Genomic DNA, 18,852 nt, shown 5'->3' on the forward strand with positions numbered 1-18,852 from the left:
CCGAAGGCCCCAGGGTGGTTTTGGTGCGTGTGAAGGTGCACTGGGTGAGGCCGACACTGTCGGTTGTCGACAGGGGGGTTGTGGACGGTTCAGACCGCCACAGCGGTTTTGGGATCCAGGACGCCCTTGGCGTAGAGGGCGGCGTAGTAGTTGATGTTCTGCTGCTTGATCTTGCTGGCCTGGCCGGCGCACCAGAACTGCTGGTAGCGATCAAGGCACACCTGCTTCATGTAGGCCCGTGCAGGCTTGTTGAAGTGGCGGGGATCGAAGTTGGCGGGATCCTTGAAGGCAGCTTCCCGCACAGCGGCAGTGAAGGCCAGACGGTTGTCGGTGTCGATGTTGACCTTGCGAACGCCATTCTTGATGCCGTTCTGGATCTCTTCGACCGGCACGCCATAGGTTTCGGGAATGGCACCGCCGTACTTGTTGATCATGTCGAGCCATTCCTGTGGCACCGAGCTGGAGCCGTGCATCACCAGGTGGGTGTTGGGGATCGCTTTGTGGATTTCGGCGATGCGGGAAATGGCCAGCACTTCGCCGGTGGGCTTGCGGGTGAACTTGTAGGCACCGTGACTGGTGCCGATGGCGATCGCCAGAGCATCCACTTTGGTTTTGGCGACGAAGTCGGCGGCTTCGGCCGGGTCGGTGAGCAGTTGCTCGCGGGAAAGGGCACCTTCGAAACCGTGGCCGTCTTCGGCTTCACCCTTGCCGGTTTCCAGCGAACCCAGGCAGCCCAGTTCCCCTTCGACGCTCACGCCGATGGCATGGGCCACATCCACCACTTCCTTGGTGACAGCCACGTTGTACTCGTAGCTGGCGGGGGTTTTGGCGTCAGCTTCCAGGGAGCCGTCCATCATCACCGAGGTGAAGCCGTTGGCGGCGGCACCGAAGCAGGTGGCAGGGCTGTTGCCGTGGTCCTGGTGCATCACCACCGGGATGTCGGGATAGGTTTCGGTGGCGGCGATGATCAGGTGACGCAGGAAAATCTCACCGGCGTATTGGCGAGCGCCGCGGGACGCCTGCAGGATCACCGGGCTGTCGGTTTCATAGGCAGCCTCCATGATCGACTGCACCTGCTCCAGGTTGTTGACGTTGAAGGCAGGGATGCCATAGCCGTTCTCAGCGGCATGGTCGAGCAGCAGCCGAAGGGGAACGAGGGCCATGGGGGAATACCTCTGAGGGTGTGGGTGGGCACGTCGGGGGCACCAGCGCGGTGAACGAGGGGAGGCGGACCAAGAGACCAGGCCACCGGCTTCGAAACCCTGACGCGGGATGCGCGCGACTCTAGGCGATGCTGATCGCTCTCAACCCACCGGCAGGTCCTGGCGCAGGCCGGTGTCGGCGGCGGCGATGGCCAGATCGCAGCAGAGCTGGCTGCGGAAGCCCTCGCTGAGACCCGGCACCATCGGCTGACCGGTGCGCACGCTTTCGGCCCACCAGCGGTGCAGGCGCGCCACCGGGGCGATTCGCCCATCGGCCCAGGTGCGGGCAAAGGCCAGAGCAGGGTCCACCGGTACCGGCTGCAACGCTTCGCCTCGCCCTGCCCGCCAGAGGTGGAAGCCATGCACATAGTCGCTCTGGTTGTCGCTGCCCAGCACCAACGTGCCTTCGCTGCCGTACAACTCGAGCCAGCAGCCGCGCCCCTGGCGGGCCACTGCCGCCAGGCTCACCTGGGCCGGCACCAGCCGCTGGCTTCCAGCACCACTGCCAGCAGCGCTGCCTTTGCCGAAGCCTGTAGCGAGGCCCGCATCGAGTCCCAGCTGCAGCAGGGCAATGTCCTCCGCATCCACGGCAGCCAGGCGGCCGCTGCCATCGGGCAGCGGGCGGGCGTCGATGGCGGTGGAGAGTGTGCCCTGCAGCTCCCGGGTGGGGCCGATCAGCCAGTGCAGCATGTCGAAGGCGTGGGTGCCCAGGGCGCCCAGCACACCGCCACCTTCGCTGCGTTGGGCGTACCAGTTCCAGGGTCGGGAAGCATCGGCGCGGCTGCTCATCAGCCAGTCGAGCTTCACCAGCCAGGGGTCGCCGATCACGCCCGCCGCCAGCAGGGCCGCCAGCTGCTGAAACACCGGCACTGCCCGGTATTCGAAGTTGACCGCCACCTGCAACCCCCGGCTTATCGCCAACCGCTGCAATTCCTCCACCTGCTCCGCCGAAACGCCCACGGGTTTCTCGAGCAGCAGGTGCTTGCCGGCATGGAGGGCGGCTTTCGCCAGGGCGAAGCGTGGGGCGGGCGGCGTGGCGATCACCAACGCCTCGATGCCGGGGTCCGCCAGCAGGGCCTCGAAGTTTGTGAAGCCAGGCAGGGAGGCGGCGCTGGCGGCCTGCTCCACCCGCTCGCGGCGAGGGTGCCAGAGCGCCACCGGTTCGGTGCTGCCACTGGCGCGCAGGGCCTGCAGGTGCACCTTTTCCCCGAATCCCAGGCCAGCCACCGCCACCCGTAGGGGCGCTGCTTCGAGCAGTGTCATCGGAGGGCCAGCAGGGGGGCGCCGGCGGCGCAGGCTTCTTCCAGCACCGCGCTGATCAGGGGATCCCCGCCGGTGGGTTGCCAGTCAGCGCCGAAGCGGGGCAGGCCATTCACGGACGTGTCGCGATACAGCCGCTGGCCGCAATCGAGGTCCATCACATACAGCTGACCGGGCCGTGCCTTGGTCCTGTTGGGATTGCCGGAGTCGTCTGTTTCCGGGGGCGGCGCCGGTTGAAAGCGGCTCAGCACGGAGAGCCAGCCGTCACGGCTCAGCCGCAGGCTGCCCTCATCCCACCACTGGCGCCCTTCCGCTGTGGCGGGCACTTCCTTCCAGCTGACCGGCCCGGCCAGGGCCGCACCACCCGACCAGCCGGGGGCCGGCAGCAGCAGAGCCGGGAGCAGCGCCAGCAGCAGCGCGGCGGCCACCATGACGCCCCGGAGCCTGCAGCCGGAAACCATCGCCCGTGCCAACGACCAGAAACGGCGGGCGGCGAGCTGGGGCGACCAGCGCTGCAAAAGCGGCAGCAAGAGTTGCTTGGTGAGCCAGCCCATCAAGCGGCTACGGCGGGGGTGACGCCATGAAGCCGCAGCAGGCTCGCGAAGGTGGAGCGAAAGCGGGTGCGGGGCACGATCAGGTCGACGAAGCCGTGATCCTGCAGATACTCAGCCGTCTGGAAACCTTCCGGCAGCTTCTCGCGCAGGGTCTGCTCGATCACCCGGCGTCCGGCGAAGCCGATCAGGGCCTTCGGTTCGGCCAGGATCAGGTCGCCCAGCATCGCGAAGCTGGCGGTGACGCCACCGGTGGTGGGGTGGGTGAGCAGGGGGATGTAGAGCAGCTCCTCCTGGCGGTGCCGCTGCAGGGCGCCGGAAATCTTGGCCATCTGCATCAGGCTGAGCATGCCTTCCTGCATGCGGGCCCCGCCAGACGCGCACACGATCAACACCGGATAGCGGCGGAAGGTGGCGGTTTCGATCATGCGGGTGAGCTTCTCGCCCACCACCGAACCCATGGAGCCGCCCATGAAGCGGAAATCCATCACGCCCAGCGCCAGGGGCATGCCTTCGATCCGGCAGAGGCCGGTGATCACCGCATCGCGCAGACCGGTGCTGCTCTGGGTGTCGCGCAGGCGATCGGCGTAGCTGCGCCGGTCTTTAAAGGCGAGCGGATCGGTGGGGGAAAGATCGGTGTCGAGCGGCTGGAACGTGCCCTCATCGGCGATCAGCCGCAGGCGGGCTTCACTGTCGATGCGCAGATGGTGGCCGCAGCCGCTGCAGACGCTGGCATTGGCGATCAGGTCTTTCCGGTAGACCACCAGGCCGCATTCCGGGCACTTGCTCCAGAGCCCGTCGCCCTCGTCGAGTTCTTGGGGGGCGCGCACCACCGGTGCAGCCTTGCGGCGATCGGCGAACCAGTCGAACAGCGACACGGGAGAGGCGACAGGCGCAAGAACGGATCACCATTAAAAGCTGCCGCTGCCGGCGCCATGCCGCTGCAAGCCGCTCAGAGGCTCTGGTAGCCCAGCCAGCCGCCGAACCAGCGCAACCACCAGCCCTCGCCTGCAAGCCACACGGCGATGCCGCCGAAAGCCAGAAAGGGGCCGAAAGGAAAGGGCTGATGCGGGCCCAGGCGGCCGGTGAGGCGGCCGATCGAGCCCAGTGCCGCGCCACCCAGCACGGCCAGGGCCACCGCCAGGCCCATGCCCTGCAGCCCGAGCCAGGCCCCCAGCAGGGCCGTGAGCTTGGCATCGCCCAGACCGAGGGCGGGGCGGCCCAGCAGCTTCTCGCCCAGGGCGCTGAGCCCTTCAAACACCAGCAGCCCCACGGCGGCGGCGAGCAGGTGGTTGACCAGCAGCTGGCGGGCGATCGCCTCCGACTGGCTGATCCCCAGCAGCGCGGTGACCACCAGACCCCCCACCAGGCCCCAGCGGCAGAGCGGTTCAGGCAGCCACAGCTGATCGGCATCGATCAGCACCAACGGAACCAGCAGGCTGATCAGCGCCCAGCCGGCAATCATCAGCTGCCAGAACGGCGGCGCGCCCATGGCGGAAGGGCTGGCCAGCACGACGGCCACCCACAGCCCAGCGGTGAGCAGCTCCACCAGCGGGTAACGGGGAGAGATCGGTGCGTGGCAGTGGTTGCAGCGGCCCCGCAGCCACAGCCAGCCCAGCACCGGCAGGTTTTCATACCAGGCCAGCGTGGTGCCGCAGTGGGGGCAGTGGCTGGGGGGCGAAAGGATCGATTCGCGGCGCGGCAGGCGCCAGGCCACCACGTTCAGGAAACTGCCGACGCAGGCGCCAAGCACGGCTGCCAGCACGGCGATCGGTTCGAGGCTGATGGGGGTCATGGACGTCGGTTGTTGCGGGAGCGTGCGCCCCGCCCGCCAATCATCTCCAGTGGAATGAACCGCTCCTCCGGCAACAGCACCGGGGCTTCGAACACCACCCGGCCCTGATCAGTGGCCTCCTGCAGCACGATCCCCAGCGGTTCACTACCGCCGGGGACATGTTCGCAGTAGTGGAAGTACACCTGACGGGCCCGTCGAAGCACATCGCCGCTGTTGATCCGATCCCAGCGCACGGAATGGTTGGCCGCGCCGGCGGCCCCCCGAATCACGAACGACGGGGGGACGGAACCGGATGAAGAATCAGGAGATGTGGCGATGGAAATCGTCCTCCCCCGGCGCGACCTTTGGGCGCAGCCTAATCGGTCAGAAGAGGCTCTTCTTATCCTCGATCAGCCGGTGGATGATCGGGGTGAGGATCAGCTCCATCGCGAAGCCCATCTTGCCGCCGTTCACCACGATGCTCGTGGGGCTCGACATGAAGGAGCCGTTGATCATGCGCAGCAGGTAGGAGAAATCGATCCCCCACTTCTCCCGCGCCCCTTTGCGGAAGTGAATGATCACGAAGCTCTCGTCAGGGGTGGGGATGTTGCGGCAGATGAACGGGTTGGAGGTGTCCACAGTGGGCACCCGCTGGAAGTTGATGTCCGTGCGGCTGAACTGGGGGCAGATGTGGTTGATGTAGTCGGGCATGCGTCGCAGAATCGTGTCCACGATCGTTTCGGCGGAGTAGCCCCGCTCGGCGTTGTCACGGCTGATCTTCTGGATCCATTCCAGGTTGGCGATCGGCACCACGCCGATCAGCAGGTCGACAAGGGAGGCCACGTCGTAGCCGTCGCCCTCCACGCCGCCGTGCAGGCCTTCGTAGAAGAGCAGATCCGTGCCGGTCGGGATCTCTTCCCAGGGTGTGAACTGACCGGGATTGAGCTGGGTGCCGAGCCGGGCGTTGTGCTCGGCGGCCTCTTCGACCGAGTGCAGGTAGTAGCGCTTCTTGCCGCTGCCGGTTTCGCCGTAGGCCCGGAACAGATCCTCGAGTTGATCGAAGAGGTTGGCTTCCGGACCGAAGTGGGAGAAGTTCATGCCGTTGGCCTGGGCCTTCGCCATTTCCTCCTTCATCGGGCCGCGCTCGAAGCGGTGGAAGCTGTCGCCCTCCACCACCACCGGCTGGATGCCCTCCCGCTGGAAGATGTGCTCGAAGGCGCGCTTGACCGTGCTGGTGCCTGCACCCGAGGAACCGGTGACAGCCACGACCGGGTGACGTTTGGACATCGGTGCAGCGGGGGAGAAACGAGGCTGTGAGTTTGGCAGGTCGCCGGTCAGAGGGCTTCCAGCAGCCGATCACCGATCGCGGCGCAACCCAGCCGCGTGCAGCCGGTGGCGAGGTCGGCCTCACCGATCAGGTCAGCGGTGCGGCAGCCCGCCGCCAGCACCTGGTCGACGGCCCGCTCCAGGGCGTCGGCGGCTTCAGGCCGCTGCAGACCCACCCGCAGCAGCATGGCGGCCGAGAGCACCATCGCCATCGGATTGGCCACATCCTGGCCGGCGATGTCGGGTGCTGAGCCGTGCACCGGCTCGAACAGGCCCGGCCCGTCGCTGCCCAGGGAGGCGGACGGCAGCATGCCGATACTGCCGGTGAGCATGGCGGCTTCGTCGCTGAGGATGTCGCCGAAGAGGTTGCTGGTGAGCAGCACATCGAACTGCTTGGGCCAGCGCACCAGCTGCATGGCGGCGTTGTCGACGTAAAGGTGGCTGAGCTCCACCGCCGGATAGTCGGCGGCCATCGCCGTGACCCGGTCGCGCCAGAGCTGGCTCACATCAAGCACGTTGGCCTTGTCGACCGAACACAGCCGTCCGCGACGTTCCGTCGCCAGCTGGAAGGCCACCTTGGCGATGCGATCGATTTCGTAGTCGCTGTAGGCCATGGTGTTGAAGGCACGCACATGCCCACCGGCCTCCACCCGGCCTTTCGGGGTGCCGAAGTAGACGCCGCCGGTGAGCTCGCGCACCACCATCAGGTCGACGCCCTCGATCACCTCAGGCTTGAGGCTGCTGGCGCCCGCCAGGGCCGGAATGATCTTCACCGGGCGCAGGTTGGCGAACAGGCCGAGGCCGGCCCTGAGGGCCAGCAGGCCACTTTCCGGGCGCTGTTCGCGCGGCAGGCCGTCGTAGCGGGGACCACCGATCGCCGCCAGCAGCACCGCATCGCTCTGGCGGCAGGCCTCGAGCGTGCGCTCCGGCAACGGCACGCCGCAGGCATCGATTGCCGCTCCTCCCACCGGCTGTTCGTCGAAGCTGAGGGAAAAACCGTGGCTGGCGCTCACTGCCTCCAGCAGCCGCCTGGCCACCGCCGTGATCTCCGGACCGATGCCGTCGCCGGGCAGGAGGGTGATCCGGTACGTGGTCATGCGTTCAGCCGAGGCGGCGGGGGCAACTGGCGAGATTACCGGCTCAGGCGCTGATCCACACGCACAGCCATAGACCCACCCGCGCAGCCCTCAGGGGTCGCCGGCGGCGGCCTTGAGCTGGCGCACGCTGCGGGCCAGCTCCGGCAACTTGCTGAAGGCGGCCGAGCAGCGCAGCCACAGGCGGTTCGGGATCGCCGGATAGCCGCTCACCACCTCGCCGGCGGCGATGTCGCCGTGCAAGCCCGACTTGGACGAGGCGATCGCCCGATCGCCGATCGTGGTGCGGTTGGCCACACCCACCTGGCCCGCCAGGATCACACCGTTGCCGAGACGGGCGCCGCCGGCGATGCCCACCTGGGCGGCCAGCGCACAACCCCGGCCGGTAACGACGCCGTGGCCGATCTGCACGAGGTTGTCGATCTTGGTGCCGGCGCCGATGCGTGTCTCCCCCACCGATGGGCGATCGATCGTGGTGCCGCAGCCCACCTCCACCTGCTCCTCCAGCACCACCAGGCCGGTCTGGGGCATCTTGCGCCAGCCATTGGCGGTGGGCACAAAGCCGAAACCCTCCGAGCCGATCACGGCGTTGGAGTGCACCACGCACCCGCGCGCCAGACGGCTGCCGGGATGGAGCACCGCATTGGCATGCAGCTCACAGCCCTCAGCCAGGTGCACATCGGGGTAAAGCACCACGCCGGCATGGAGCACGCAGCCTTCACCCACGAGGCAGTCGGCCCCCACCACCACATGGGCGGCGATGTGCACGCCGGTGCCGACGCTGGCGCTGGGATCGATCACCGCCGACGGGTGAATACCGGCGGGCCAGTGCCGGGGCGGGTGCAGTGCCGCCAGGGCCTCGGCGAACCCGAGTCGCGGATCCTTCAGGGCCACCCAGGCCATGCCCCGTTCCTGCGCCAACTGCTGCAGTTCCGGGTCGAGCGGCAGCAGCAGCGCCGAGGCGTGGCAGGTGGCCAGGGCGGCACTGAGCTGGTGGCCGGGCTCGAGAAAGGAAAGCTGGCCGGCAGCGGCCTGATCCACGGCGGCTGCCCCGCTCAGTTCGGGGTCGCCTGCCAGATGCCGCGGTGCGGAGTCGTTGAGCAGGCCCCGCTGGGCGAGCTGGAGCAGCAGGGTGCTGAAGCGCATGCTGCCGGAGCCGCGAACTGAGGCCGGATCGTAGGCCTGCCTTGCGGTCAGTCGCTGGCGGGTGCCAGGGCCGTGAGCACCAGATGGTCGCGGTGCACCACCGCCGCTCCTGCCGGTTGCTGCAGCTCCCGCTGCACCTCGCTGCTGCTGAGGCCCAGCACCTGCCGCACCTCCTCGCTGCTCAGGGCGCAGAGGCCCCGGCCGATCTCCTCTCCCTGCAACGACATCAGCCGCACCGCGTCCTGGCGGCCGAAGCGGCCCTCCACGGCGCGGATGCCCACCGCCAGCAGGGACGCGCCCCGCTCCACCAGCGCCTTCTGCGCCCCTGCATCGATCACCAGATCCCCTTTGGGCAGCAGGGCATGGGCCATCCAGCCCTTGCGGTCGGCCAGGGGTCTGGAGCTGGGCTGAAACACCGTTCCCACTTTCTCGCCGGCTACCAGGGCCTCCAGCACGCGCGGGTCGCGGCCGTCCGCCAGCCGCACGCGCACCCCGCTGGAGGTGGCGATGCGGGCGGCAGTGAGCTTGGTGGTCATGCCGCCGGTTCCCCAGCGCCCGCCCCCGCTGGCCACGCTGCTGAGCCGGGCCAGCTCCTGGAGATCACGCACCTCCTCGATCGGCTCGACAGTGGCATCGCTGCGGGGATCACCGGAGTAGAGCTGGTCGACATCGGTGAGCAGCACAAGTTCCTCGGCGCCGATCGCCACCGCTACCAGCGCCGAGAGGGTGTCGTTGTCGCCGAAGCGCAGTTCGTCGGTGGCCAGGGTGTCGTTTTCGTTGACGATCGGAATCACTCCCCAACCCAGCAGGTGTTCCAGGGTGCGGCAGGCGTTCTGGTAGCGGCGGCGCGAGGCCAGGTCGCCGCGGGTGAGCAGCACCTGCGCCACACGCACGCCGTGGCTGGCGAAGGCTTCGGCGTAAAGCCCCATCAGCTGGCCCTGCCCCACCGCCGCCGCCGCCTGCAGCGCCACCACTTCGGTGGGGCGCTTTTCCAGCTGCAGGGCATGGCAGCCCAGGCCCACGGCGCCGCTGGTCACCAGGGTCACCTGATCGCCCCGGCGGCGTTGCTGGCTGAGGCTGGCCGCCAGATCGGCGATCACACAGGCGGTGTCGCGATCCGCCGAGCCCCGCAGCAGGCTGGTGCCCACCTTGATCACACGTCGCGTCATCCCTTCAGGTCCGCTCCCGCCAGCCGCGCCAGCCGCACCTCCAGGCGTTGCAGATGGTCGACGCGGCAGGGCAGCCCGTGCACATCCACCGGCTTGGCCAACACCGTGAACAGGCCGAGCCTGTTGCCGACCAGCACATCGGTGAACAGGCGATCCCCCACCACGGCCACCTGCCGCGCCGGCAGATTCAGCTCAGCCAGCACCCGCCGCAGGGTGCTGCGGCGCGGCTTGCCCGCTGACACGGTGTAGGGGAGGTCAAGCTGATCCGCCACCGCTCCGATGCGGCGCCGGGACGGGTTGTTGCTGAACAGATGAATGCGCAGGTGCGGCTTGGCTTGAATCAGCCACTGCTCCACGGCAGGCGGCAGTTGCGACTGCCGGCGCGGGATGAGGGTGCGATCCACATCCAGCACCAGCGCCTTGATGTTCTGGGCGATCAGCCGCTCCAGAGGCAGGCCGGCCAGGCTGGTTTGCAGCTCCCAGTCGGGTTGCAGCAGGTGGCGGGAGGTCACCCAGCGCTCTCCCTGTCGTCGAGTTCAGCCTCGATTCGCGGCTGCACGCGGTCGAATTCCTCGCCTTCCACCAGCACTGCTTCGCCGTTGTGCATGCGGGCCACCACGAAGAAAGGGTCGAGCGGAATGTACAGGCCGTACTCCTGGTCTTCGACCATGAAGCTGACGAGCAGCTCGTAGGTGTCGGTGTCGTCGTCTTCGTCGCCGTCCTCGTCGTCAAGATCCTCCGGATCGGGCTCCTCCAGCTCACCGCTCACCGTGAGCGTGACGGCGGAACGCACCAGGGTGAGGTCGTGCTCCTGCAGCACCACATCGGCCACCGACAGGATCGGTTCGGTGGCATCGAGGGTTTCGATCGGCTCCGGTTCGTCGTCGCCCTGCAGGCGGAACAGGCACACCGGGGTATCGACCGGCGTGAGCAGGGCGTAATCGTGCCCATCAAGCGGGATCAGTTGTTCGAGGAAGCAGAGCAGCTGGCGGTCGTGGTCGTCACGGACGAGAACCGTGGGCACGTCACCGGATCCTGTGATCGAGGGGCCTTCGGCACTCATGGAGGGGGAGTCAGACCCTCTCAGAATGTCTCAGCGCCGGCCTGCTGTCCGCAGGGGGGTCGCCAAGGTCACCGGCTCGTCACCTTCCCGCAACCATTGCTCCAGCAGCAGCGCCGCTGCGGCACTGTCGAGCGCGCCGCTGCGGTCACCGTGCAGGCGGTGGCGCTCTCCCGCCTCCCAGCTGCTCGCGTGCTCATCCACCCAGGCCAGCGGCAGGCTCAGGTGGCGGGCCAGCCGTTCGCCGTAGCGGCGGCAGTGGGCCGCCTGGGGCGTGGGCTGCTGGAGGCTGTCGAGCGGCAGCCCCACCACCAGCGCCTGCACCCGCCGGCTGGCGCTGAGGGCGCGCAGGGTTTCCAGGTCGTGGGCGTAGGCCCCGCGCGCCAGTGCCGGCAGTGGGGTGACCGTGAGCCCGAGCGGATCGCAACCGGCCAGGCCGATGCGGCGCCGCCCCACATCCAGCGCCAGCACGGAGCGGGGCTGTGGGGGTTGGCGTTGTTGCCGCGTGCCGGGGGTGGCGCTCACCGGAGGGTGGACAGCGCACTGGAGGAGGCACTCACCAGTGCCCGCGTTGGGCGTGCGGCGGGCGTGAGCGCCGACGGTCCTGCAGGGGTGGGCACCGTGCGACGGCGCGGTTTGAACGGCTCGAGCACGGTGTCGAGGCGCCAGTTGGCGGCGCGGCTGCTGGCCTGCTCGTGGCGGCGCCAGACGCTGCGCGCCATCAGCAGCCGCTCGCCTTCCAGGCTGGCGCCGATGCTGCGCAACCAGGCGCAGCGCTCCGCATCGCCGGCATCACTACAGAGGCGCACCACCGGATCGCTGGCCACCGCCTGGATCAGCAGGTGCTCCAGCGCCGGGCCGTGCAGCCGCGACCAACCGGGATGCACCGTGAGCTGCAGATCCACCGGGCCATGGCCCTGGTGATGCAGCCGGCGCACGCCCGCCACTGCCTGCTGGCGGCTGGGGTCGAGCCAGAGCGCACTGGGGCCGCTGCTCTGGTCAAGCAGATCCTCCACCCGGCGGTCAAGCAGCTGGCGCAGCAGCGCCGGGCAGGCCGCCTGCTCCAGGTGCAGCATCAGGCCAGCGGTGCGCCGATTCAGGGGCCGCAGTTGCAGGTCGCCAGGGGGCGGCAGAGCCGGGCCCGGCTCTGCCGGGGCGTTCCACAGCCAGGAGACTTCGTGCCGCAGGGGCTGAAAGCCCTGCTCCCGCAGCAGTGCCAGCCGGTCGGTGTCGGTGCTGTCACAGCGGGCAATCCAGCTGGCTGCACCGCTGCAGCGGTGCAGCGCCTCGCGCAGCAGGCCCGCCTGGATCTCCTGGCCGCTGAGGCTGCCTGGTCGCTGCAGGGCGGTGCGTGCCACCCGCAACGCCTCAACACCCCAGCAGCTGCCACTCCGGTTGAGGCGGCGCACCACGCTCACCCCCAGCATGCAATCGGCTGTCTCGTAGGCCACCAGCACCTCAGGAACCAGGGGCGGGCGCTGCACCAGGGCACTCAGCAGGCGCTCCGGCTGACGCAGCAGAAGGGAGCGCTGCAATAGCGGCTGCAGATCAGCGAACGCGGCATCGTTCAGCAGCGGCAACGACCAGCCCTGCAACGGCTCGATCCGCAGCTCCCCCGGCGCGGCGAGCGGGTCACCTCCCGAGGGGCGTAGGGGGATGGGGTGCCGCACGTGACTTCAGTCGTGACCCGACTGTATCGGTTCTGGACCGGCTGGCCGGAGGGGTGCCAGCGCGTGAGGGTCAGGCGGGGCGGACCACCACCAGAGGCGTGCGCTCGTTGGCATTGCCGGCCGGATTGGGCCGCAATGCCCGCTGCAGCAGGCCCTCATCGCAGCCCTCGCTGGCGGCCAGCACCTTCACCCGGCCCAGATCATTCACATCCACCACCGCCACCGGCACGCCCAGTTGCCTGGCCAGTTCACGGCAGCTGCGCTCGGGGTGGGCCGGGCCCAACACGATCGTCTGGTCGTAGGGGGGGGTGGTGCCGGTGATGTCATCGATCAGGCGTGCCTGCTCTCCCGCCAGGCGGTAGAAGCCGCCGCGGCTGCCCACCAGTTTCATCAGGGTGCCGGCCAGCCAGGCGCACAGCACCCGCGCCGGGCCTACGTCGTCGATCAGGGTCTGCAGGCCGCAGGCGGTGGCCAGGCTGCTGGTGGGATGGAACACCCGGCAGAGCAGGCGGGCCAGGGCCGATGGCTCCACCATGGCCGGGTGCTGGTAGCGGCCCTGCATCACCGCCAGCGGTGTTTCGCCGATCGTGAGGATGTCGCCGGGTTGCAGCACGGCAGCGGCGTAGCGGCGCAGAACGTCGGCTGGATCATCCAGCACGCCGAGCAGATGGGTGGGCAGCGGCAGCACCTGACAGGCTTCCCCTGCTCGCCAGCGGGAGGTGGCGGGTTGCAGGGGCTCGGGCTTGCGCAGGGGTATCAGCAGACCGTCACGGCGTTGCAGCCGTCCAAAGGGGCCGTAGTTGACCCACAACACCTCGAGCCAGAGGGTGTCGATCAGGGCGAGGGGATCGATCGGCTGCTGCCCGGCGGCGCCAGCAGACGGCCGGCCGGCCGGCGCGGCGATCGTGAGCGAGACGCGGGCCTCCGTCTGCTTGTTGCCTTTGACGATGTAGGCCGCCCAGTAGCCATCGGCGCGGGTGTCCTCATCGGGATGGGCGGCGGTGAGGCGGGCCGTGACGGTGACCCCGCTCAGGTCGCCCTTGCCCAGCAGGGTGGGCCGCAGCTCCACTTCCGGCACCATCACCTCCATGCGGGCATGGGGGTTGCTGAGGCGCAGCACGCCTTCCACGGTGATGGCCCCGTCGCTGGCGGCTGCGTGCTCCTGCACCGTCCAGTCATGGGAATCCAGCCGCAGCGGTGAAGCGGGCCGCAGCCGGTGGCGCAGCTCCAGCCACAGCAGCAGGGCGCCGAAGCCAAGAGCGGCGATCAGGGCCAGGCACAGAGGAGCGGGCAATGGGGCCACGGAGTGCTGCGGGCGGCGAAACAGCGGGAGCGTAGATGGTGGCCTCAGCACCGCCCTAGCTTTCTGGGCGGCAGCACGCCGGCACGCTATGAAGAAGACCTTCGTTCTCGATACGAACGTTCTGCTGCACGACCCGCGGGCGCTGGTGCGCTTCGAGGACAACAACGTCGTGATTCCGATTGAGGTAGTCGAGGAGATCGATCGCTTCAAACGCGACAGCAGCGAGAAGGGCCGCAATGCCCGTCAGGTGTCGCGCCTGCTCGACGGGCTGCGTGAAAAGGGCAACCTGGCGGAGGGGGTGGAGATCGACCCGATCGCCCACGGCCAGCTGAAGGTGGTGTTCTGCCGTAGCGAAACACTCAGCCAGTTGCCGCCGGAACTCAAATCGGGCAACGGGGACAACAACATCCTGGCGGTGGCGCTGGAGCAGCGCCTGCAGGGCGTGATGGGCAGCCAGCCGCCCGTGATCCTGGTGACCAAGGACACCAACCTGCGCATCAAGGCCGATGCGGTGGGCCTGATCGCTCAGGACTACACCAGTGACAAGGTGGCGATCGCCGATCTCTACCCCGGCACCGCCGAGTGGTGGGTGAACGCCGCCCAGATGGAGCAGTTGCAGCGCGAGGGCAGCCTGGCTGTGGCCGAACTGCCGCCGCCGCCGCCCGAGGCTCCCCCGCTGCAGGCCAACGAGGGCGTGACCCTGGTGGATGCGGCCCAGCCCGGCCACACCCTGCTGGCGCGCTACTGCTCCGCTGCCGCCCAGCTGCGGCCTCTGCCCAAGGTGTCCCGCGCCAAGCTGGGCCGGGTGTCAGCGCGCAACCGGGAGCAGACCTTCGCGCTCGATCTGTTGCTCGATGCCTCGATTCAGCTGGTGACGCTGGTGGGCAAGGCCGGCACCGGCAAGACCCTGCTGGCCCTGGCGGCCGGTCTGCATCAGGTGGCCGATGACCATACCTACCAGCGCCTGCTGGTGACTAGGCCCGTGATCCCCCTCGGCAAGGACATCGGCTTTCTGCCAGGAGACCTGCAGGAAAAGATGGGCCCGTGGATGCAACCGATCGTTGACAACCTCGACTATCTGCTCGGCAGCGACGACCCCGGCCAGACCCCGGCCCGTGGCGCCCGGGGCCCGCGCAACAACTGGCTGGATCTCAAGAGCATGGGTCTGCTGGAAGTGGAGGCGATCAGCTACATCCGCGGCCGCTCGATTCCCAACCAGTTCATGGTGGTGGATGAAGCCCAGAACCTCACCCCCCATGAGGTGAAAACGATCGTGACCCGGGTGGGTGAAGGCACCAAGATCGTGTTCACCGGTGATCCCTACCAGATCGATAATCCCTACGTGGATGCTGACAGCAACGGGCTCACCTGGCTGGTGGAGAAGTTCAAGGGACAGCAGCTGGCCGGCCACGTGACCCTGCAGAAAGGAGAACGCTCTGCTCTGGCGGAGCTGGCGGCGAATCTGCTCTGAGCCGCTCAGATCATCTGTGCGGGGTCAATGCAGCGGTCGAAGGCTTCTGGGCTGATCTCTCCAAGCACCAGCGCCGCTTCGCGCAGGCTGAGCCGGTGCAGATGAGCGTGGCGGGCGATGCGGCAGGCACCGTCGTAACCGATCGCCGGAGCCAGCGCGGTGACCAGCATCAGGCTCTGATCCAGCAGGGTTTCAATGCGGGCGCGGTCGGGTTCGAGCCCTTCGATGCAGTGTTCACGGAACGCGTGGCAGCCGCCGGCCAGCAATTCGATGCTCTGGAGCAGGTTGAGCGCAATCAGCGGCTTGAACACGTTGAGCTCGAAGTTGCCCTGGCTGGCGGCGATCTGCACGGCGGTGTTGTTGCCCATCACCTGCACGGCCACCATCGTGAGGCTCTCGCACTGGGTGGGATTCACCTTGCCGGGCATGATGCTGGACCCCGGTTCGTTCTCAGGCAGCACCAGTTCCCCCAGCCCGCAGCGGGGGCCGCTGGCCAGCCAGCGGATGTCGTTGGCGATCTTCATCAGGCTGCCCGCCAGCACCGTGAGCGCGCCATGGGCACCGGCCAGCGGTTCATGGCCCGCCAGGGCCTGAAATTTGTTGGGGGCGCTGGTGAAGGGCAAGCCGATCCGTTCCGCCAGCCGTGCAGCCACCGCCTCGCCGTAGCCCCTGGGGGCATTGAGGCCGGTGCCCACCGCCGTGCCGCCGATCGCCAGTTGCAGCACCTGGGGCAGAAGCAGACGCAAGCCAGCTGCGGCCAGCTGCAGCTGGGCCACGTAGCCGCTGAATTCCTGGCCCAGGCTGAGCGGCACCGCATCCTGCAGGTGGGTGCGGCCGATCTTGATGATGCTGCTGTAAGCCTCGGCCTTGGCAGCCAGGGTGGCGGCGAGGGCTTCCACCGCCGGCAGCAGGGTGCGTTCGAGCTCGATCGCCACGGCGATGTGCATCGCGGCGGGAAAGGTGTCGTTGCTCGACTGGCTCAGATTGACGTGGTCGTTCGGATGGACAGGCCGCTTGCTGCCGAGCGTGCCACCGGCAGCGTCGATCGCCCGGTTGGCGATCACCTCATTGACGTTCATGTTCGTCTGGGTGCCGGAGCCGGTCTGCCAGACCTTGAGCGGGAATTCCGGATCAAGCACCCCTGAAGCCACCTCTTCTGCCGCCGCCACGATCAGGGCCGCGAGCTCGGGCGGCAGCCGGCCCATGTCGCGGTTCACCTCGGCGCAGGCCGCCTTGAGCTGGCCGAAAGCGTGCACCAGCTGCAGCGGCATCGCCTCCCCGTAGGGGAAGAAATGCAGGGAGCGCTGGGTCTGGGCGCCCCAGTAGTGCTGGGCCGGCACCTCCACCGGGCCCAGGCTGTCGGTTTCGGTGCGGGTGGCCATCAGCTGCCGGACACCACTTCGCTGTTGAGCTCGTTGAAGCTGCGGGTGCTGGTGGCCCGCTCGCCGCCGGCGGGTTCCACCCCGGTGGCCTTGCTGAGCACGGCACTGATCGCGGTGGTGTTCACCTGTCCGTTGGCGTCGAGCAGCACCTTGCCATCGCCATCAAAGACAACCACCTGGGGAATGGTGCCGTTCCAGTAGTGCACCGGATCGTCTGGACCCTGATCGGCCAGTCCCTGCAGCGGATCGGTGGTGAGGGGGATCAGCTCCACAGTGCGGCCCCACAGGCGCTGCAGCTCCGAGAGCACCGGCGCGAACTGTTTGCTGTCGGCGCTGTCATCGAGATAAAACACCAGCACGACAGGCCGATGGTCGGCGCGGGCCTGGGCCAGCGTGCTGCGGGGTGGCACCAGCGAGCCATTGCCCGCGTAGAGAGCAAAGATGTTGCCGTCGTAGCTGTTGGTGGTGAGCGAGGCCAGAGCTGGTCTTGGAGCCAGCAGCAGGAACAGCGCCACCAGCAGCGCCAGGCTGCGGCGGATCAGGAAGGGAAAGGCGTTAGGGCGCAGCAACCGAAGCGGGAGGCGGGTTGGGGTCATTGTGACGCCCAGCCGAAAGACCAGGGCCCAGCCGCCGCTCAGGGACGGTTGATGCCTTTGCCCATTCCCTGCAGGATGCCCCGGCCGATCAGGCCGATGGCCCGGCCGATCACCTGGGTGAGCACCACCACGAGCAGATCGCCCAGCTGGCGCAGGAAAGACTGCAGCTGCGGTGCCAGGGCATCGCGGGCTTCAAGAGCCAGCGTGACCGTCTGCTGCAGCCAGCCCAGCTGCCGCAGCTCGCGGTCGCGGGGTTCGGTGAGCAGCAACGGCGTGATCCTGCCCGCCTCCAACCGATACAGCAACCTCCTGCTTTCGTAGAGCTGGATCGGGCGCTCGAACCAGCTGCTCCAGCGCTGCTGGGCATTGAGCTGGTTGCGCAGACGTTCGAGGCTGCGGGTGGCCAGCAGCTCATTCACCAACAGGTAGCGCCTCAGTTCCGGCCAGTCGCCGCAGCAGGCCAGCAGCTCGGCGCTGATCAGCTCAGCAGTGCGGATCAGCCAGTTGCTCACCAGGGCTTCCAGGTGCAGCAGGGCAGTGGGTTCATCGGGAGACAGCAGGCGGCCGTCCACCAGCAGCGGTTGCCCCCCCATCAGCGCACTGAGCATCGGCAGGGAAGCGGGCAGTTCCGGGTCGTCGCTGGTGAGCACGGTGGTGCTGCTGAGGTGGTCGGCCACCGGCAGCAACACCCCATCGAGGGGAAGCCGCACGTAGGCCCCGGCCACCTGCCGCAGGGCATGGCGGCGCAGTTCCGGCTGCAGCGCCTGCCAGCGGGCCTCGAGCGTGTCGGTGGCCGGCCGTTCCTGCCGTAGCCGCAGCAGCAGCTGATCGAGCTGGCCCAGCAGGGCGAGCAGCAGGTCGCGGCGCCGCTCCACGCTGAGCCCCTGCAGCGCGAACAGGGTGCCGGCATGCGGATCGAGCGGCCCCGACAGGCTGGACTCCTGGAGCCGCTGGCGGATGGCGCTCCACACCCCTTCGGCGGTGCGTTGCCGCAGGGTGATTGCCGTGCTGCCGCTGGCGGGGGGCTGCGGCGGGTCGCCCATGAAAGCAGCGCCTGGCAGGCCGCCGTCGTCGCTGATCTGGGCATCGCCCCAGGCCAGCACCAGCGGCCCCCACAGCCAGAGCAGCAGGGAGCGGGCGGCGCCCAGTTCGCGCAACCGGCCCTCCAGGATCAACTGCAGCAGGAAGGTGTCCGGTGGTGGGGTCAGCAGGCGACGGCAGAGGCGCTGCTCCGCATCGATCTGCTGCAGGCCGCTCTGCAGCAGCCACTGCCCCAGCCCGATCGGCCCCATCAGCGGCGTGACCTCTGCGGAAGGGGCCCCGTCGCCCTGAAGCTCCACCACTCGCCCACCGGCCAGCAGGGTGCTCACGGCCGCCAGCAAGGTGTCGGGATCGGGGTCCTGCAGCAGGCCGGCCACGGGCAGTTGCAGCAACCAGCCGCTGGAGCAACCCGGCTGCGCGGGCAGCAGCAACAGCAGCGGGGCAGGCTGCCAGCGCTCCTCCAATCGCTGCAGCTCTCGCAGCATGTTGGCGGGCTGCACCGGCGCGCTCACGCTCCAGATCAGCAGCTGGGGCGCACGGCTGCAGGCGGCTGGATCGGTGAACACTTCGGCGGCACAGGGCGCGGCACTCAGCAGGCGGCTGAGGCCATCGCGCAGCAAGGGGTCGGCGAACAGCAGGATCCTGGGACGGTTTGTTGCCGTGGCTGGAGAGCCCTCAGGGGCTGGTGTCACTGGGGGCGTGCGCTCATTGGAGCCAAGGTAACGACCTGACGACAAATTCTCCAGCGTGATTGGAGGCCAGTGAAGTGAACAGATGCGGGCTGGGGGCTGTGCCGATCACGTGGTG

19 protein-coding genes are annotated in these 18,852 nt (G+C 68.5%); 1 reads left to right on the forward strand and 18 read right to left on the reverse strand.

Annotated features, from left to right (window positions below; translation table 11 throughout):
* Nucleotides 1-89: 89 nt before the first annotated feature.
* From fba to ACXMDP_RS08985, 15 genes are all read right to left on the reverse strand, one after another.
* Nucleotides 90-1,163 (reverse strand): class II fructose-bisphosphate aldolase, encoded by a 1,074-nt coding sequence (fba, locus tag ACXMDP_RS08915; protein WP_094510680.1) that lies wholly within the window; start codon nucleotides 1,161-1,163, stop codon nucleotides 90-92.
* A gap of 141 nt (nucleotides 1,164-1,304) precedes the next feature.
* The gene (locus tag ACXMDP_RS08920; RefSeq protein ID WP_259729394.1) at nucleotides 1,305-2,465 is read right to left on the reverse strand and encodes a Gfo/Idh/MocA family protein; all 1,161 of its coding nucleotides are present in this window, start codon (nucleotides 2,463-2,465) and stop codon (nucleotides 1,305-1,307) included.
* Nucleotides 2,462-3,016 carry a hypothetical protein gene (locus ACXMDP_RS08925; RefSeq protein WP_311134121.1) on the reverse strand — a complete coding sequence of 185 codons (555 nt, stop codon included), beginning with the start codon at nucleotides 3,014-3,016 and terminating at the stop codon, nucleotides 2,462-2,464. The genes ACXMDP_RS08920 and ACXMDP_RS08925 overlap by 4 nt, the downstream gene beginning before the upstream one ends.
* Nucleotides 3,016-3,891 carry an acetyl-CoA carboxylase, carboxyltransferase subunit beta gene (accD, locus tag ACXMDP_RS08930; protein WP_094510678.1) on the reverse strand — a complete coding sequence of 292 codons (876 nt, stop codon included), beginning with the start codon at nucleotides 3,889-3,891 and terminating at the stop codon, nucleotides 3,016-3,018. Before accD ends, ACXMDP_RS08925 begins: the two co-directional genes overlap by 1 nt.
* Before the next feature lie 74 nt (nucleotides 3,892-3,965).
* Entirely contained in the window at nucleotides 3,966-4,808 is an 843-nt protein-coding gene (locus ACXMDP_RS08935) for a prepilin peptidase (protein WP_259729393.1), read from the reverse strand.
* The gene (locus ACXMDP_RS08940; protein WP_457766726.1) at nucleotides 4,805-5,041 is read right to left on the reverse strand and encodes a hypothetical protein; all 237 of its coding nucleotides are present in this window, start codon (nucleotides 5,039-5,041) and stop codon (nucleotides 4,805-4,807) included. Before ACXMDP_RS08940 ends, ACXMDP_RS08935 begins: the two co-directional genes overlap by 4 nt.
* Nucleotides 5,042-5,171: 130 nt before the next feature.
* The gene (locus ACXMDP_RS08945; protein ID WP_259729391.1) at nucleotides 5,172-6,074 is read right to left on the reverse strand and encodes a phosphoribulokinase; all 903 of its coding nucleotides are present in this window, start codon (nucleotides 6,072-6,074) and stop codon (nucleotides 5,172-5,174) included.
* A gap of 47 nt (nucleotides 6,075-6,121) precedes the next feature.
* The gene (leuB, locus tag ACXMDP_RS08950; protein ID WP_259729390.1) at nucleotides 6,122-7,210 is read right to left on the reverse strand and encodes a 3-isopropylmalate dehydrogenase; all 1,089 of its coding nucleotides are present in this window, start codon (nucleotides 7,208-7,210) and stop codon (nucleotides 6,122-6,124) included.
* A gap of 90 nt (nucleotides 7,211-7,300) precedes the next feature.
* A complete protein-coding gene (gene lpxD, locus ACXMDP_RS08955) occupies nucleotides 7,301-8,353 on the reverse strand; it encodes a UDP-3-O-(3-hydroxymyristoyl)glucosamine N-acyltransferase (protein WP_094510674.1) in 1,053 nt (350 codons plus the stop codon).
* Between the two features lie 47 nt (nucleotides 8,354-8,400).
* Complete coding sequence (gene proB / locus ACXMDP_RS08960) at nucleotides 8,401-9,522, reverse strand: glutamate 5-kinase (RefSeq protein ID WP_259729389.1); 1,122 nt, start codon at nucleotides 9,520-9,522, stop codon at nucleotides 8,401-8,403.
* Entirely contained in the window at nucleotides 9,519-10,034 is a 516-nt protein-coding gene (locus ACXMDP_RS08965; RefSeq protein WP_094510672.1) for a YqeG family HAD IIIA-type phosphatase, read from the reverse strand. The genes proB and ACXMDP_RS08965 overlap by 4 nt, the downstream gene beginning before the upstream one ends.
* Nucleotides 10,031-10,585 carry a DUF3727 domain-containing protein gene (locus tag ACXMDP_RS08970; protein ID WP_094510671.1) on the reverse strand — a complete coding sequence of 185 codons (555 nt, stop codon included), beginning with the start codon at nucleotides 10,583-10,585 and terminating at the stop codon, nucleotides 10,031-10,033. The genes ACXMDP_RS08965 and ACXMDP_RS08970 overlap by 4 nt, the downstream gene beginning before the upstream one ends.
* A gap of 30 nt (nucleotides 10,586-10,615) precedes the next feature.
* Entirely contained in the window at nucleotides 10,616-11,107 is a 492-nt protein-coding gene (gene ruvX / locus ACXMDP_RS08975; protein WP_259729388.1) for a Holliday junction resolvase RuvX, read from the reverse strand.
* Nucleotides 11,104-12,252, reverse strand: coding sequence for a hypothetical protein (locus ACXMDP_RS08980; RefSeq protein ID WP_259729387.1), 1,149 nt, complete (start codon nucleotides 12,250-12,252; stop codon nucleotides 11,104-11,106). The genes ruvX and ACXMDP_RS08980 overlap by 4 nt, the downstream gene beginning before the upstream one ends.
* Before the next feature lie 70 nt (nucleotides 12,253-12,322).
* Complete coding sequence (locus ACXMDP_RS08985; protein WP_399233099.1) at nucleotides 12,323-13,546, reverse strand: F420-0:Gamma-glutamyl ligase; 1,224 nt, start codon at nucleotides 13,544-13,546, stop codon at nucleotides 12,323-12,325.
* Between the two features lie 97 nt (nucleotides 13,547-13,643).
* On the opposite strand from ACXMDP_RS08985, the gene ACXMDP_RS08990 reads away from it, so the two are divergent.
* Nucleotides 13,644-15,026: a PhoH family protein gene (locus tag ACXMDP_RS08990; protein WP_259729385.1), complete on the forward strand. Its 1,383-nt coding sequence runs from the start codon at nucleotides 13,644-13,646 to the stop codon at nucleotides 15,024-15,026.
* A 5-nt stretch (nucleotides 15,027-15,031) separates the two neighbouring features.
* On the opposite strand, the gene fumC is transcribed toward ACXMDP_RS08990, so the two are convergent.
* Genes fumC through ACXMDP_RS09005 form a run of 3 tightly spaced genes read right to left on the reverse strand, consistent with a single transcriptional unit; the run spans nucleotide 15,032 to nucleotide 18,737 of the window.
* Nucleotides 15,032-16,408 (reverse strand): class II fumarate hydratase, encoded by a 1,377-nt coding sequence (fumC, locus tag ACXMDP_RS08995; RefSeq protein WP_259729384.1) that lies wholly within the window; start codon nucleotides 16,406-16,408, stop codon nucleotides 15,032-15,034.
* Nucleotides 16,408-17,004 carry a thylakoid membrane photosystem I accumulation factor gene (locus ACXMDP_RS09000; protein WP_259729383.1) on the reverse strand — a complete coding sequence of 199 codons (597 nt, stop codon included), beginning with the start codon at nucleotides 17,002-17,004 and terminating at the stop codon, nucleotides 16,408-16,410. Before ACXMDP_RS09000 ends, fumC begins: the two co-directional genes overlap by 1 nt.
* Before the next feature lie 38 nt (nucleotides 17,005-17,042).
* Nucleotides 17,043-18,737 carry a DUF3685 domain-containing protein gene (locus ACXMDP_RS09005; RefSeq protein WP_259729382.1) on the reverse strand — a complete coding sequence of 565 codons (1,695 nt, stop codon included), beginning with the start codon at nucleotides 18,735-18,737 and terminating at the stop codon, nucleotides 17,043-17,045.
* Nucleotides 18,738-18,852: the final 115 nt, after the last annotated feature.

Source organism: Cyanobium sp. ULC065 (assembly GCF_977927515.1).